Raw genomic sequence first — 16,590 nt, forward strand, 5'->3', positions numbered from 1 at the left:
AGCGCGGCCTGGGAGAATCTCTAATTTAGACAGGATTTTACGTGAAATCTGTTGGGTATTCTCTCCCGGAGTGCTGCGGTAAGATAAGACTATAAGAACGAAGGGGGAATAATGATCGTGAAAGCGCTCACTGAAAACGGTGTTACAGCAAATGAAAGCGTAACCCCCCGCCCACCTGCGAAACGGAATAGTGGATTTTGGAAAAGCGTACTGCAGCAAAAGTACTTATATCTGATGTCTCTTCCATTCGTGATCTGGGTATTTATTTTCAGCTATGTGCCCATATGGGGATGGTTGATGGCATTCCAAAATTATAAGCCGGCTAAGTCATTCGGCGAACAGAAGTGGGTCGGACTGGATAACTTCAAGGAGTTGTTCCATGACGAACGTTTCTATCTCGTATTAAGAAATACCCTGTCAATGAGCGTACTCGGACTGATCTTTGGCTTCGTGGTTCCAATTACGTTTGCCGTTATGCTCAATGAGCTGCGGGGGAGTATTTTCAAGAGAACGGTTCAAACGGTATCTTATCTGCCTCACTTTGTCTCCTGGGTCGTTGTAGGCGGGATTGTCTACAAGACACTCGCAATCGACGGCGGAATCGTGAACGATTTGCTGATGTGGCTTCATATCACTGATGAGCCGATCCAGTTTATGGCCCAAGGTAAATATTTCTGGGGGATTTTAACTGCATCCGATATATGGAAAGAAACAGGCTGGGGTGCAATCATCTATTTGGCAGCGATTACAGGGATTGATAAAGAGCTGTACGAAGCGGCAAAAGTGGATGGTGCGGGAAGAATTAAGCAAGTGTTCAATATTACTTTGCCGGGTATCCGTTCAACCGTGATGGTGCTGCTCATTATGAATATCGGCCACCTGATCGGTATCGGCTTCGAGAAACAGTTCCAGCTGCAGAACAACCTGGTCACCGATTATTCGGAAGTGCTGGATTTGTATGCGCTTAAGTATGGTATTCAGATCATGCGGTTCTCTTATGGTACTGCAATAAGCATGTTCACCTCAGTAGTCAGTGTAATCCTGCTGTTCACGGCTAACGGTCTGATGAAGAAATTCACTAAAGAAAGCATTATGTAAGGAGGGGACCATAAATGGGTGGCAAAGCATTTCAAATGACGAAAGGTGAGCGTGCATTCGACATCTTCCTGTACACAGCTCTTACCTTAATCATGATTGTAACGTTGTATCCCTTCCTGAACGTACTGGCGATTTCTTTCAATGAATCTACAGATACCGTTCGGGGCGGCATCTATATCTTCCCGAGAGCCTGGACGCTTGAGAATTACCAGCGGATCTTCAGCTATACCGGCCTGATTCAGGGCTTCAAGATATCCATTCTGCGTACCCTTTCAGGTACACTTCTGGGTCTGATCAGTGCTTCCATGCTGGCCTTTACGCTCAGCCGCCCGGAATTCAGAGCGAGAAAATTCATCTCGACTTTCCTGGCCATGACGATGTATTTCTCCGGCGGTATGGTGCCTATGTACATTCTGATGAAAGATTTGAATCTGATCGGAACGTTCTGGATTTACATCCTTCCGGGTATGGTTTCTGCATTTAACGTCTTCATTATCCGTTCCTTTATGGATGGGCTGCCCTTTGCTCTTCAGGAATCTGCCAAGCTGGACGGGGCGAATGACTTTATGATTTTCTATAAGATCATCCTGCCGCTTTGTAAACCGGTACTGGCAACCATCGCGCTGTTCCTGGCCGTTGGCCAATGGAATGAATGGTTCACAACGTATCTGTATAACGGTAACAAGCCGCATTTGACTACACTGCAGTATGAACTTATGAAGGTATTGTCGTCTACCAATCAGGGCAGCGGCATGGTGAATGCCAACGATATGGCGCGGCAGATGGCGCAGATTTCACCTGAATCGATCAAGATGGCGATTACGATTGTCGTAACTGTACCTATTCTGGTTGTATATCCGTTCCTGCAAAAGTACTTCGTTGGCGGTATGACGCTGGGTGCAGTTAAAGCGTAAGCCTGCTAATAGATTGAAATGGAACAGCTGCCTGGTTCAGTGCAGGATCAGGCGGCTATCCAACTCCAGGGTTATTGTTAAATAGTGGAATTTATATTTATAGTAGTTTTGCAAGCGTTAACAATGGTATATTCAGGTCTGTCCTGATATGCATAGATGAAACATACTAATAAGGGGGATATACAATGAATCGCAAGAGTACCAAAACAATCTTTACACTCATGCTTATGAGCTCTATGCTGATCGCCGGTTGTGGAGGCAATAACAATAATGCGGCCAACAACACGACTTCTAACAACACAGGAAATACACCTGCAGCAACTAATACAGCAGCAGATGATACCGCATTAGATACCTCTCCGTTTACGATCTCATTCTTCGGCGGTGACGCCAGTCCGAACTGGAACAAAATGCAGGATGAAGTCGGTAAAGCCATTACTGAAAAAACAGGTGTAACTATTGACGCTGAATTTGATGTAGGCAGCGGCGGCGGCGACCAAAAAATCCCGATGATGGCTGCCAGCGGCGACGTACCTGATCTGATCTTCGCCAAAGGAAATCTGAGCACCCTGGTGGATGCCGGCCTGGTTATTGATATGACGGAACTGATTGATAAATATGCTCCGAACCTCAAGAAGGTCTACGGCGAAAACATGGGCCGTCTGAAATATAGCCTGGATGACCAAGCGATCTATCAGATTCCTACGAATATGGGTGTAGGCCAACAAGCCTTCGATGCTACAGGCGGATTTGAAATTCAACACCGCGTATTGAAGGAGCTAGGCTATCCTGAAGTCAAAACACTGGCAGATTATGAGAAAGTGCTTAAGGATTATGTGGCTCTGCATCCGGAAACCGACGGTCAGCCTACCATTCCGCTGACGCTGAACGCTGATGACTGGAAAATCATGATCACAGTTACAAACCCGGCTTTCACTACAACAGGTGCACCGGATGATGGCGAGTATTATGTAGATCCTGAAACCTATGAAGCACAGCTGCACTACAAACGTCCGGCTGAAAAAGAATATTTCCGCTGGTTGAACGGAATGTACGCTCAGGGTCTGCTTGATAAGGATACCTTCGTACAAAAAGACGATCAATACAAAGCTAAAGTCGCCAGCGGCCGTGTACTCGGCCTGATCTCGCAGGAATGGGAATATTCCGATGGTGAGAATGCTCTGAAAGCAGCCGGTAAAGACGAATATACTTACGGTCACTTCCCTGTAACCCTGTCCGATGAGTATAAAGATCATTCCTTCATGCAGACAGGTATCGACGGCTACGGCCTTGCGATCACTACTGCAGCCAAAGACCCTGTCCGGATCATCAAATGGCTGGACTGGATGTCTTCCGATGAGGGTCAGATTCTTAGAGCCTGGGGTATTGAAGGCACGCACTACACTGTAAATGCAGATGGTAAACGCGAAGTTCTTCCTGAAATCAGCGACGGATTAGCTAACGATACCGCAAACACCCAGAAAAAAACCGGGATTGGCCAGTACCTTATCTTTGGTGCACGTTACGGTGATGGTGTGAAGGATTCCACTGACAACTACTACACTACAAGCTTCCCGGAACAGATCGTAGCTTCTTACTCCGATGCTGAGAAGGAATCACTTGCAGGATACAAGGCTACTACATGGAAAGATCTGTTCCCTAAAGAAGATGAATTCCCGATCAAAGAAACAGGCGCCCTGTACAACCTGCCGGTTCCAACTGACGGCAAATATCAGGTAATCTTCAAGAAGACACAGGATATCATCCGCAAACGTATTCCTGAAGCCATCCTGTCGAAACCGGCAGACTTCGATAAAGTGTATGACGCCTTCCTGGCAGAGCTGGACAAAGCAGGCGCTCAGGATATGGAAAAAGAATTCACAGAGCTCGTGAAAAAGAGAGTAACCCTGTGGACTGGTAAAACATTCTAATCAATAATTGGATGTAGGTCATTCCATACAGCGAAGGCCCGACTTAGGTCAGGGCCTTTTGCCGTACTCAGATACTATGACGGAGGGCGAGAATAGAATGGATAACAACAGGCATCACCCGTGGAAATTAAAGTACGGCCAGCCGGCGGCAGTCTGGGAAGAAGCGCTGCCGCTCGGGAACGGGAACTTGGGCGCCATGGTGTTTGGCGGAACCTCCAAAGAACAGATCCAGTGGAATGAAGATACCCTGTGGTCGGGATTTCCGCGGGATACGAACAACTATGAAGCCCTGCGGTATCTGAAGAAGGTACGGGAGCTGGTATCCTCCGGCAAATATGGTGAAGCTGAGGATATGGTCAACGCGCATATGCTTGGAGTGAATGCCCAGGCGTATATGCCGCTGGGTGATCTGCTGCTGGAGCAGGCTGGCGTAGAGAACTGCACGTCATATGAACGTGAACTGGATCTGGACAGCGGGATTGCCAAGGTGAGGTATCAGAATGAGCAGGGGGCATTTACCCGGGAAGTCTTTATCAGTGCTCCGGACAAGGTAGGTGTCGTTCACCTCACAAGTGAGCAGCCGGGCGGACTTCATCTTGAGCTTGCTCTCAGCAGCCAGCTGAAGCATACGGTCAGCCCGGGAGGCGCGCAAGAGCTGGTGCTCCAAGGCCGCTCCCCGTCGCATATTTCCGACAATTATCATCAGGATCATCCGGTGGCGGTTCGCTATGAGGATGGTCTCGGAATTGCCTTCGAGCTGCACTTGCAGGTGCAGGTAACCGGGGGAAGCATCCGGCATTCGGATGGCAGGCTTGTCATATCCGGCGCTGATCGTGTACTGCTGCTGCTTGCGGCCGGCACAGATTATGAAGAGGTGCGTTCCAGAGCAAGCCATAAGAAAGCCGGAGCGGCGAAGGGGGCCGCAGTTATTGTAAGCCCTGCGGAGGTGTGTGCAAGCAGGCTGACCGCTGCTGCGGACAAGTCCTATGAGGAGCTGCGGAGACGGCATACAGCAGATCATCAGGCGGTATTCCGCCGCATGGATCTGGATCTGGGCGGTCATGAAGCGGACAACCTGCCGACCGATGAACGTCTGGCCGCCTATAAGAACGGCCAGGAGGACCCGGCACTGGAGGCGCTGCTGTTCCAATATGGCCGCTATCTGCTGATGGGCAGCTCGCGGGCCGGAACGCAGGCCGCCAATCTGCAGGGCATCTGGAATAATCATGTACAGCCGCCATGGAACAGCAATTATACGACCAATATTAATACGCAGATGAATTACTGGCTGGCAGAGGTCTGTAATCTCAGTGAATTTCATGAGCCGTTAATTGAGCTGATCAAGGAGCTCAGTGAGACAGGGGCCAGAACGGCTGCCATTCATTACGGGGCACGCGGGTGGGTAGCGCATCACAATGTCGATTTGTGGAAAGCATCTAACCCTTCCGGCGGAGATGCTAGCTGGGCCTTCTGGCCAATGGGCGGCGTCTGGTTATCCCGCCACCTGTGGGAGCATTACGAATTTACGCCGGATGCCGTTTATCTGGAGACGACGGCATATCCGTTGATGAAGGGAGCGGCGCTATTCTGCCTGGACTGGCTGGTGGAAGGGCCGGACGGCCAACTGGTGACTAGCCCGTCTACTTCACCGGAGAACCGTTTTGTAACAGAAGACGGCAGAGCCAGCAGCATATCCATGGGCTCGGCTATGGATATGAGCCTGATCAATGAATTAATGCAGCACTGCCTGCAGGCTGCACGGATTCTCGGCGTGGACCCGGAGTTCCAGGCTGAATTGGAGAAGACGCTCTCCCGTCTGTCACCGCTGAAGATTGCTGAGGACGGGCGGTTGCAGGAGTGGATCTATGACTTCACTGAATCCGAGCCGGGACACCGTCATGTGTCGCACTTATACAGTCTCTATCCGGGCAACCGGATCAACAAACGGGATACACCGGAGCTGCTGGAGGCGAGCCGTATATCGCTTCAGAAGCGGATCGCTTCCGGCGGCGGTCACACCGGCTGGAGCTGCGCCTGGCTGATTAATCTGTATGCCCGGCTGGAGGACGGCGAGTCGGCTTATGGCTTTGTCCGTACGCTGTTAACCCGTTCGGTCTATCCGAATCTGTTCGACGCGCATCCGCCGTTTCAGATTGACGGTAATTTCGGCGCTGCCGCGGGGATTGCGGAAATGCTGCTGCAGAGTCATCTGGGTGACCTTGCGCTGCTTCCGGCGCTGCCCGGAGCCTGGAAGAACGGCCGGATTAGCGGCCTGAAGGCACGCGGCGGCTATGTGGTTGACATGGACTGGCAGGATGGAATGCTGATATCCGCCCGGATCACAGCGAAGTACGATGGGAGGCTGCGTCTCAGCTATGCGCAATCGCTGAAGCTGCTGCTTCCTGACGGCAGCGCGCAGATAGTAGATACCGCCATTGAGGTTAAGGCAGGCGTGACATATCTTGTGACGATCTAGGCTGTAAGCAGTGAACGTGACGCGAACGCTTAAGTGTAGGCTTTTGCCGCCGGATACAATTCATAGATAAGTGCAGACGAAGCCGCTGCTTCCCGGAGATGGACCGGGAGGCAGCGGCTTTTTAATGATCCATTTTCACGCCCGCATACCTCCTGAGCATTCTGCCTGCCCCGGCACACTCCGCCGCCAGCCCCCCACCCACTCACCCGCCCACTCACCCGCCCACCAGTGCTTGTCATGATAATATTTATGGGGCGGGTACTTATGCGCCGGGTGTGCCGGGCCGATAATAAGGAATATAGCAGGTATCTCAGGTTCAGGTTCAAAGGTTTCGGGGGTTGGAGTTGTATACAGGGGATTTCCGGCATTTACTATAGAGTAAACGGCTAATCATCCATTATATAGATTGCAGGAGGCACTTGAAGGCTATGGGGAAGAGACGTATATCGCTGATGAAGACCGTGATTTGCGGCATGCTGGTTTTTGCTGCTATCCCTCCCGCAACATACTGGGGGTATGAGCATGCCTATGCTGCTGCTGATTCTGTGGTGCTGCATTCTGTCAATGAGATGACACAGAAGCTGACCGGGGCGATGAGCAACCGCAGGGAGACAATTACCTTCACTTATCAGGGCAAGACCAATAAGCTGAAGAGCCAGGTGCAGACGGCCATCGATCAGGCGATGGGGAGCGATCCGTACCTCTATTATATTATTGACAGCTATGCGTTTTCTTACCGGGGGAGCACACGCTCTGCCAATGTGACGGTTCAGGTGGAGTACCGGGAGACGCTGCAGCAGACAGCATATGTTAACAAGCAGGTGAAGGCTGTTCTGCAGGAATTAATTACACCGGGGATGAGCAGCCATCAGAAAGTCAAAGTCATCCACGACTGGGTGGTGCTGCATTTGCAATATGATAATTCATACCGTAAATATACGGCGTATGAAGGACTTCAGACGGGCAGTGCGGTATGTCAGGGGTATTCCCTGCTGACCTATAAGCTGCTGCTGGGAGCGGGTATCCCGAATAGAATTGTGGAGGGTACGGCGAGGCCCGAGGGGGGCGTTGCCCAGTCGCATGCCTGGAATCTCGTGCAGCTGGATGGACTCTGGTATCATCTCGATACGACCTGGGATGATCCGGAGCCTAGTCCGGAGGGCGGGATCAGTACGGTGTATTACATGAGAACGGATGCCCAGATGCGCCGTGACCACAGCTGGACCAAGACGTATCCGGCTGCTTCAACCGGTTATGCCCAGACACTGTCACAGCTGGTCAGCCGGGGCGGACAGGGGACAGACGGATACAAGAAGCTGCAGGAGGTTCTGGATTACAGGCTGTATGAGGAGGATCAAGTGATCGCTTCGGCGGCAGACTTGAAAAAGCTTGCGCAGCAGGCGGCGGATTCAGGCCAGTTCTCACTGCTATTCCGATACCGGGGCAGTGAGAAGCTGCTGAGGCAGGACCTGCAGGTCCTCTATGAAATAGGGCTGGATAATCTGGCATTCAACAGTTCACCTTTTGAGAATACAGGGGACCTTAAGGTGTATGTGACTTGGAAATAAGAGTACTGAAAGGGATACAGTATAGCTTTATCTCCATTGATCCGTCTCCGAGAAAAGAATGGTTTGAAGCTGATCGTCTGACGGGTCAAAGCGGACCATAACGAATATGCCGAATTCCCGGCCGTCTTTGCTCCGGATCCACAGCTTGAATTTCTCCTCCGCAAGCGTTGGCTTTATTTGAGTACGGCCTACATGCTTATAATCAATAACCTCGGCATTGTATTTCTGCTGCGCTGCTTTCACAGCTACGATACCCCATTTAGCATACTCAGGAGCGGCTGAACTCACCGGGCTGTTAAGGGTGAAGAGAAGCGCCAGCAGAGCGGTGATCCAAATTTTTTTCATGGCTGTCTCCTTAGATTATAGATTGTGAATATGTGTTAGCTTGCCCCCAAAATAAAAATTACATCAGGACAGCAAACAAACAGGGATGTCTGCCGCGCCGATAGGCTGCGGGACATCCCTGCTTGTTGTAATTCCGGATAAACGCCGGAAGCGCTCAAGAGTACTTTCCGAACCCGTCCTCGCACGTTATATCCTGTTCAAGAAGGTCATAAAGAGATTGCTTGGAATCCTCAAGGTTTTTTTTGGCAGCTTCAATATCTGCTATTTTAGCTTTGATAATACGTGTTTGTTCTTCTTTGGAGATTCCATTTTTAGAGATCATGGATCTGATATCATTAATTGAAAAACCGACAGCTAAACAATTTTTCACAACACCCAAGTGACGAATGATCTCTACATCATAATTCCGGTAATTGTTCTCTTCCCTGAGGATATATTCATCCGTGATAATGCCCATTTTCTCATAGTACCGGATGGTTGATATAGGCAGGTCAACAATTTTTGCGACTTCACTAATCTTCATGTTAAATCCCCCCGTTTTTCCCTCTTGCTATAAAGTATACTTCATAGTTTAGAATTCTTGTAGTGAAGATAAACCTATAAATAAAGGAGAGAAATCAACATGAGTACAATGACCGGGAAATACCATACAACCAACGATTTCAATGAAATCGTTCTGGAGCGCCGTTCCGTGAAGGCCTATGATCCTGAAGTGAAAATCAGCCGGGAGGAAATGACCGAGATTCTGGCGAAAGCCTCCCGTGCACCGTCTGCCATTAACATGCAGCCATGGCGTTTCCTTGTTATTGACAGCGCGGAAGGCAAAGAAAAACTTGCACCGCTGGCCTCCTTCAACCAGACGCAAGCTCTGACTTCCTCGGCAGTTATTGCGGTATTTTACGATGCAAAGAATGTTGAATATATAGACGAGATTTTCGGAAAATCGGTGGAGCTTGGTTACATGCCGAGCGACGTCAAGGATATACAGCTGCAACAAGTGAAGCCTTATTATGCGGGAATATCTGCATCCGAGCTGCGTGATGTGAATCTGATTGACTCGGGGCTTATTTCGATGCAGCTGATGCTTGTTGCCCGGGCCCATGGATATGACACCAACCCGATGGCCGGTTATGAGAAGGACAAGATTGCTGAAGCTTTTGGCCTGGACAAAGACCGGTTCCAGCCGGTCATGCTGATCTCGATAGGGAAAGCAGCCAAAGAAGGTTACCCTTCCTACCGCCTGCCGGTTGAGACAATCACAACCTGGGCATAATCAACAGCTCCAAGGGGACGTTCTTTAGTACAAAAGCATACTTAAACTTAATCTACTGACGCAAAAAAAGACCGGTTCAGGCCACGATAATGTGGCCGAAACCGGTCTTTGTACTGAATCCGCTAGAAGTAGTCTGGTGAAAATTAAAAGGGATAAATCCCACTAATTCCGCCGAAAGTCGGCGGTATGAAGAAACCAAAGGGATAAATCCCACCAATTCTGCCACACGTTGGCCAAAGGAGGGAATGAGGAGCATTAGTGCCCTTGATTTCCCCGGATGCGAGACAGGTCGCATAAGCCGCACAAGCCCTCAGCTTGCTTCACCCGTAAGGTGATTTTGTTCAAAATATAAGAAATTATATGGCTCACATGTTAACTTAACCTTCTATTTCTCGCTGAAATACGCCGTCCTTTAAAGGACGGCGTAGCCGTTTCCAATTGTTGTATATAGGCTTGGCGCTTGAATATATGACCTGCAAAGAGTTACTCTGCGTGAGTGCTCAGATCACATTTGTCCAGCGGGACAATGCTGCTCTTGCGGAACCAGCCGTAGCCCAGCCAGATCAGGAGGAACAGAGGTACGCTGACATAAGAGACCAGAATGCCGTACCAGTCGATCTTGGATCCGGTGAAGGCGCCCATGTTCTGGCCGAATACGGCCACCATGCAGAGGGCGAAGGCAAACAGCGGACCAAACGGGAACCATTTCGCCCGGTAAGGCAGTTCATCCAGCGAATGCCCCTGCTTGACGAAGGCGCGGCGGAAGCGGTAATGACAGACGGCGATCCCGAGCCAGTTGATGAAGCCGCACATCCCGGAGGCGTTCAGCAGCCAGTTGTAAACCGCGCCGTCTCCGAAGAAGGAGGCGAGGAAGGCCAGCATGCCGACAGCTGTGGTCACGAGCAGTGCGCCTACAGGCACGCCTCTGCGGTTCAGCTTGCCAAGGGCACGAGGAGCCATGCCGTCCTTCGCCATGGCGTACAGGACACGTGTAGAGGCGTACATCCCGGAATTACCGGCAGACAGCACGGAGCTGAGGATGACGGCGTTCATTACGGAAGCCGCAATTGCCAGTCCGGCTTTGTTAAAGACGATCGTGAACGGGCTGACACCGATATCATCGATCCCGCCGCGGAGCAGATCGGGATTGGTATAAGGAATGAGCAGACCGATTACGAGAATGGCGAAAATATAGAAGATAAGGATGCGCCAGAATACCTGGCGGATGGCCACCGGTACATTCTTGCGGGGATTCTCACTCTCTCCCGCAGCGACCCCGACCAGCTCTGTCCCCTGGAAGGAGAATCCGGCGGCCATGAAGACGCCGACGAAGGCGAAGAAGCCGCCATGGAACGAGCTGCCTCCCAGCTGGAAGTTGCTGAATCCCACCGCTTTACCGCCCATAATACCGAAGATCATAAGGACACCGACAACGAGGAAGACAATGACGGTGATGATCTTAATGATGGCAAACCAATATTCCGACTCGCCATAACCGCGCGAGGAGAGGAAGTTCAGGCCGAACATGATCAGCAGGAACAACAGGCTCCAGAGCATGGAAGGGCTGTCCGGGAACCAGTATTTAATAATGACGGTAGCAGCCGATAGTTCCGCTGCTATCGTTACCGCCCAGTTGTACCAGAAGTTCCAGCCGATGGCGAAGCCGAAGGCGGGGCTGACAAACCGGGTTCCGTACGTGCTGAAAGAACCGGAATCCGGCAAATAGGTAGCCAGCTCACCGAGGCTGGTCATCAGGAAATAGACCATAATGCCGACTGCGGTATAGGCAAGCAGTGCTCCGCCCGGACCGGAGGAGGCGATCGCACCGCCGCTGGCCAAGAACAGCCCGGTTCCGATGGAACCGCCCAGGGCGATCATGGTCAGATGTCTTGCTTTGAATGTTTTGCGCAGGCCCGGAGTACTGGCGTTACCCGCCTGTGCAGCCGGCTGCTTCTCTTGCTTCGCTTGCATGAATAGGACACTCCCTTTAAGTTGTTGGTTCGGTTCACAGCGGGGAGTTGCTGCAGCCTGCTTGGCCCTGTGTCTTCAGCTTAGCGTTATGCACACAAAAAAACCGCAGACGGACGCTGCGGTTTCCTGATTATAGGCTCCGCATCATACTCCCTGTTAAGATAGCGCAACACGGTGCAATTCCTGCAGTTTCCTGGCAGGCATGTACACGGTGACAGTTCCGCGCCTTTCGGCTGACGGCCCCAATCCGTGCTGCTAAACTAAGAGCAGCAGCCCGGATTTCGGCGGATATTCCTTTCGGCGCGTATCGTAGATGGCTCTTAGGCATCTCCACGCGCGTACTCTTTATATCCGCGACCTCTACCTCATCCTAGGTATGATGAGGCTATCTTGTAACGATATGAACAACAGGAATCAGTATAATGCAACTTTGCCTCGCAGGCAATGACAAAATACGGCAGGTTGACGTCAGGTCCGCCGGCGCTCCGACATCTGCTGCCAGACGGTGCCCGCGGCCTCTTCGCCGGACAGAATCCGCTCCAGCGCCATCTTAGCCTGCAGCCCTACCTCGAATTCAGGATCATCGGCTGCAACCGTCAGCGCCTCCTGGGCTTCGGCTGTCCCTACCTCATACAGGAAGCGTGCCGCCCGCCAGCGCACCAGCTTGCTGGCGTCACTCAGCGACGCCGTCATCACCGGCGTCGCTGCCGGGTCGCCGATGTCGGACAGCGTGTCGCCGGCGGTGCGCCGGACGGCGGGGGCGCTGTCCTGCATCGCCTCATAGAGCAGCTCCATCGCCCCTGGCGTGCGGATGTCGCCAAGGTACACGACCGCCAATCTGCGGATATGCAGCTTGGGGTCATGCAGCGCCGTGCGCAGCTCCGGCAGGAGCTGCTCGCTCGGCGCCAGATCCTCCAGCGCGGCGTAGCGTACGCGCCAGTCCTCATCATGCAGGTCTCGCAGCAGCTCGGCCTGCTCCTTCTTGTGCCGCTGCTCGACGAACTCGCCGGCAGCCCCGTGCGCGATCGCCTGCTGCACGAGGGAGTCGAGGCGTTCCTGCGGATACGCCGCCTCCAGCTCCTGCTCGACCTCGCGCGCAATGTCCGGCGGCTCGCCGTAGCGTACGCCGTAATCGGTGAGCTTGCGCTCCTTGATCAGCACGGCGCTGGCCACATCGGTCACCGCCTGCGTGAATCGGCTCGACAACGCGATGCGCTCCTCCTTCGCGCCGGTCTTGACGCGGATCTGAATCGGGATCGCGCGGAACATCTGCACGAACACCTGGGCTTCCCCGAAATGGGCGCCGGCGTTCTCATCCTCCAGGCTGAAATCGGCGGCGAGGCCATCCGCGCCGAAGCGGTTCTGGACCTCGCGGAGAATAGCGGCCCAATCAGCACTGCCCTTGCGTTCCAGGGCGGCGAAATCGGCAGCGTGATAGATACTGGTGACGCCCGGAATTTCCAGCATATCCTGCGCCCAGGAAGGGGCAGAGCGCCGGCTTTCCGGCGTGTAGGTCCGGCGGATGCCGGGTGTAAGGGTTTCGTCCAGGTGAAGCTTCATCGTATTTGGACTCGGAGTCGGTTCAATAAAGGTAATCTTCATACGTCAGCTCCTCTTTGATAAGTGGCATAAGCACCGTGCGCTTTACCCGCATTTTACATCATTTCAGCGGTGGAACACAAAAGGGCATAGGTCTAAACCCGCTAAAATTTAAAATATTAGAATAGATAAGATATACATAAGTTAATAACTTCCAGCCCAGTCATTACTGCGGTGTACATTTGGACTTGTGGCCGCTGTTGCCTCCAGATTTCCTGATTCAGAACCGCTGTCAGCGGCAGATTTGTTACTCCTCTATTTCACACTGACGTTTCCGTTTGGGCCAAATGGGTAACATTTGTAAGGGGTGGCATTACACATCGGTACACTCATGTACGCACACCTGCACACCTCTGTGATTTTGCAAATAGCTCTGTGGAACCCTATAGTTAAGAGTATCTGATTTGCCGCACCAGAGAGATCCGGCAGAGCGGTTATAAGGAGTGGTTTCAACCATGGCTAAAATACGCTACAACAACATCGATAATGTAAGTACCGATAAAACGCTTAAGGAATTCCGTCAATGGCGCGAGGAACGCCGCAGGAAGAAGAAGGATTACACCTATAAGGTGCCGAATCATCCGCCGCAGCTGAGTTATCTGGCCGGGAACCGGCTGGAAACAACGATTACGTGGATCGGGCACTCCACTTTTTTTCTGCAATATGAAGGGCTTAATATCATTACGGACCCGATCTGGGCGCGCAGACTGGGGTTTGAGAAGCGGATCGGGCAGCCGGGCATACCCCTTGGCGATATGCCGCCGATAGACCTTATTCTGATTTCCCATTCGCATTATGATCATCTGCACATCGCTTCCATCCGCAAATTGTACCGGGCAGGTACGACGACCCTTGTGGTCCCGGAAGGACTCAAGCGCAAAATGCTCCGCAAAGGATTCACGGACTGCCTGGAGATGCAGTGGTGGCAGGAGCTTACGCTCGGTGCCGTCAAGCTGACCTTTGTCCCGACCCAGCACTGGACCCGGCGGACACCGTTTGATACGAATTCTTCGCATTGGGGCGGTTATGTGCTGCAGCCGGCGGACCCGCGGAAGCATCCGGAGGGTGATGAGGGCAAGGGGCAGCGCAAGCTTCCGCCGAATCTGTATTTTGCCGGAGACAGCGGCTTCTTCCCGGGCTTCAAGGAGATTGGCAGCCGCTTTAAGCTGCATGTCGCACTGATGCCCATCGGGGCCTATGAGCCGGAGTGGTTCATGAACTCCCAGCATGTGAATCCCGAGGAGGCTGTGCAGGCATTTCTGGATGTAGGGGCAGAGATCATGATTCCGATGCATTTCGGGACGTTCCGGCTGGCTGATGACACCGCGCGCGAAGCGCTGGACCGAATGGAGCTGGCACGTGTTGCACAAGGGATCAGCGAGGAACGTATCCGTACATTAGGTTATGGGGAAACACTGGTAGTGCATCCCGAAGAGCGCCCGCCCGGACAATAACTGCCGGCGGCTGACCGGTAGGAGGCCCGCATAACCCTTCTACTTAAAAATATAAGAAATTATATGTTTCACACAATAACTTATTCTTCTATTTCTCGCTGAAACGGTGCCTTCCTTAAAAGGACGGCAAAGTTGTTTCCACTTGATAAGATATTTGCCTGGAAAAGGGCAAAGATGCCCCTTAAAGGGCTACAATTACGGGCCATTTGCCTTGATTTTATGCTATAATGAGCCGGAACCCTAAGTGAAAAGGATGGTAATGCTTAATGATTAGCACAAGCGGCGTAACACTCCGCTACGGAAAACGCGCACTATTTGAGGACGTAAACATAAAATTCACACCCGGCAACTGCTATGGTCTGATTGGCGCGAACGGCGCCGGCAAATCGACCTTTCTAAAGATCCTGTCCGGAGAGATCGAAGCCAACATCGGCGATGTGCATATTACACCCGGTGAACGTCTGGCTATACTGAAACAGAACCATTTCGAGTATGACGAATTCCTGGTACTGGAAACGGTAATTATGGGCCATACCCGCCTTTATGAGATCATGAAGGAGAAGGATTCCCTGTATGCCAAGAGCGACTTCACGGAAGCTGACGGACTTCGCGCCGGTGAGCTGGAAGGCGAATTCGCTGAACTGAACGGCTGGGATGCAGAGCCGGATGCTGCTGCGATGCTGATCGGACTTGGTATTATGCGCGAAATGCATGACAAGAAAATGGCCGAACTCAGCGGCAACGAAAAGGTCCGGGTACTCCTGGCGCAAGCCCTGTTCGGACGTCCGAACAACCTGCTGCTCGATGAGCCTACCAACCATTTGGATCTTGAATCCATCGGCTGGCTGGAGAACTTCCTTATGGACTACGAAGGCACCGTTATCGTGGTATCCCATGACCGTCACTTCCTGAACAAGGTCTGCACGCATATTGCAGATATCGATTTCGGCAAAATCCAGATGTACGTCGGCAACTATGACTTCTGGTACGAGTCCAGCCAACTGGCCCAGGCCCTGCAGCGCGACTCGAACAAGAAGAAGGAAGACAAGATGAAGGAGCTGCAAGCTTTTATCCAGCGCTTCTCGGCTAATGCTTCCAAATCGAAACAGGCTACTTCCCGTAAGAAGCAGCTGGAGAAGATTACACTGGACGATATCCGTCCCTCCAACCGTAAATATCCGTTCCTGAACTTCAAGCCTGAACGTGAAGCCGGCAAACAGCTGCTTACGGTCAGCGGACTGAGCAAGTCGGTTGACGGTGAGCAGCTGCTGGATGAAGTCAGCTTTGTCGTGAACAAGGGCGATAAAATTGCTTTTGTAGGTCCATACTCCCAGCCGAAATCACTGCTGTTCGATGTCCTAATGGGCGAGAAGGAAGCGGATGCCGGTGAATATACCTGGGGCGTTACAACAACCCAGGCTTATTTCCCTAAGGATAACTCGAGTTATTTCGACGGTGTGAACATGAATCTGGTAGAATGGCTGCGTCAGTATTCCAAGGATCAGGATGAAACTTTCCTGCGCGGATTCCTGGGCCGGATGCTATTTGCCGGTGAAGAAGCGCTGAAGAAGGCGAGCGTACTGTCCGGGGGCGAGAAGGTCCGCTGCATGCTGGCCAAGATGATGCTGAACGGGGCGAATGTGCTCGTGTTCGATGAGCCAACCAACCACTTGGATCTGGAATCGATCACAGCGCTCAATAACGGCCTGATCGACTTTGACGGCACTATCCTGTTCACTTCCCATGACCATCAGTTTATCCAGACAATCGCCAACCGCATTATTGAAATTACACCGGCTGGTGTCATCGACCGCTCGATGAGCTATGATGAATATCTGGAGAATCCGGAAATTAAGGAAATGCGTGCACGCATGTATCCTGTAGAGGCTTAAGAACTAGATAGTGGTAGGATGAACGGTAATGAGTTCATACGAAAACGGCTGCGTCGTCCCGGAAGGGAT

General features: G+C 52.0%; 12 protein-coding genes and 1 riboswitch. Of the genes, 8 read left to right on the forward strand and 4 right to left on the reverse strand.

Translation table 11 applies throughout. The features are described 5' to 3' along the window. The first annotated feature begins 111 nt into the window (after window positions 1-111). The 5 genes from MKZ24_RS09115 to MKZ24_RS09135 all read left to right on the forward strand — a co-directional run bounded on the left by MKZ24_RS09115 (window position 112) and on the right by MKZ24_RS09135 (window position 7,987). Window positions 112-1,098: an ABC transporter permease gene (locus MKZ24_RS09115; RefSeq protein ID WP_081956700.1), complete on the forward strand. Its 987-nt coding sequence runs from the start codon at window positions 112-114 to the stop codon at window positions 1,096-1,098. A 14-nt stretch (window positions 1,099-1,112) separates the two neighbouring features. Continuing rightward, window positions 1,113-2,012 (forward strand): carbohydrate ABC transporter permease, encoded by a 900-nt coding sequence (locus tag MKZ24_RS09120; RefSeq protein WP_042239743.1) that lies wholly within the window; start codon window positions 1,113-1,115, stop codon window positions 2,010-2,012. Between the two features lie 185 nt (window positions 2,013-2,197). Continuing rightward, window positions 2,198-3,943 carry an ABC transporter substrate-binding protein gene (locus MKZ24_RS09125; protein WP_042239741.1) on the forward strand — a complete coding sequence of 582 codons (1,746 nt, stop codon included), beginning with the start codon at window positions 2,198-2,200 and terminating at the stop codon, window positions 3,941-3,943. A 97-nt stretch (window positions 3,944-4,040) separates the two neighbouring features. Then, window positions 4,041-6,419: a glycoside hydrolase family 95 protein gene (locus MKZ24_RS09130; protein WP_340782290.1), complete on the forward strand. Its 2,379-nt coding sequence runs from the start codon at window positions 4,041-4,043 to the stop codon at window positions 6,417-6,419. 428 nt (window positions 6,420-6,847) lie between these two features. Further along, window positions 6,848-7,987, forward strand: coding sequence for a transglutaminase domain-containing protein (locus tag MKZ24_RS09135; RefSeq protein ID WP_340782293.1), 1,140 nt, complete (start codon window positions 6,848-6,850; stop codon window positions 7,985-7,987). A 27-nt stretch (window positions 7,988-8,014) separates the two neighbouring features. Here MKZ24_RS09135 and MKZ24_RS09140 read toward each other — a convergent pair whose 3' ends face one another. Continuing rightward, on the reverse strand, window positions 8,015-8,332 hold the full coding sequence (locus MKZ24_RS09140) for a DUF3889 domain-containing protein (protein ID WP_042239737.1): 318 nt from the start codon (window positions 8,330-8,332) through the stop codon (window positions 8,015-8,017). Window positions 8,333-8,486: 154 nt separating this feature from the next. Next, entirely contained in the window at window positions 8,487-8,855 is a 369-nt protein-coding gene (locus MKZ24_RS09145) for a helix-turn-helix domain-containing protein (protein WP_042239735.1), read from the reverse strand. 99 nt (window positions 8,856-8,954) lie between these two features. Between MKZ24_RS09145 and MKZ24_RS09150 the strand changes: the two genes are divergently transcribed. Then, window positions 8,955-9,605: a nitroreductase family protein gene (locus MKZ24_RS09150; protein ID WP_340782297.1), complete on the forward strand. Its 651-nt coding sequence runs from the start codon at window positions 8,955-8,957 to the stop codon at window positions 9,603-9,605. A gap of 483 nt (window positions 9,606-10,088) precedes the next feature. Here the strand turns inward: MKZ24_RS09150 and MKZ24_RS09155 are convergent, their stop codons facing one another. Together MKZ24_RS09155 and MKZ24_RS09160 are read right to left on the reverse strand one after the other, a co-directional pair. Beyond that, window positions 10,089-11,576 (reverse strand): amino acid permease, encoded by a 1,488-nt coding sequence (locus tag MKZ24_RS09155; protein ID WP_340782302.1) that lies wholly within the window; start codon window positions 11,574-11,576, stop codon window positions 10,089-10,091. Between the two features lie 154 nt (window positions 11,577-11,730). Beyond that, window positions 11,731-11,947: riboswitch (Lysine riboswitch) on the reverse strand. Between the two features lie 97 nt (window positions 11,948-12,044). Then, window positions 12,045-13,178, reverse strand: a complete 1,134-nt coding sequence (locus tag MKZ24_RS09160) for a conserved virulence factor C family protein (protein WP_042239726.1) — start codon at window positions 13,176-13,178, stop codon at window positions 12,045-12,047. Window positions 13,179-13,630: 452 nt separating this feature from the next. Between MKZ24_RS09160 and MKZ24_RS09165 the strand changes: the two genes are divergently transcribed. After that, window positions 13,631-14,629 carry an MBL fold metallo-hydrolase gene (locus MKZ24_RS09165; protein ID WP_042239725.1) on the forward strand — a complete coding sequence of 333 codons (999 nt, stop codon included), beginning with the start codon at window positions 13,631-13,633 and terminating at the stop codon, window positions 14,627-14,629. A 266-nt stretch (window positions 14,630-14,895) separates the two neighbouring features. Then, window positions 14,896-16,521, forward strand: coding sequence for an ABC-F family ATP-binding cassette domain-containing protein (locus MKZ24_RS09170; RefSeq protein ID WP_039309280.1), 1,626 nt, complete (start codon window positions 14,896-14,898; stop codon window positions 16,519-16,521). Window positions 16,522-16,590 lie beyond the last annotated feature (69 nt).

It is taken from the genome of Paenibacillus sp. FSL R7-0297, from assembly GCF_038009025.1.
Taxonomy (GTDB): Bacteria; Bacillota; Bacilli; order Paenibacillales; family Paenibacillaceae; genus Paenibacillus_AQ.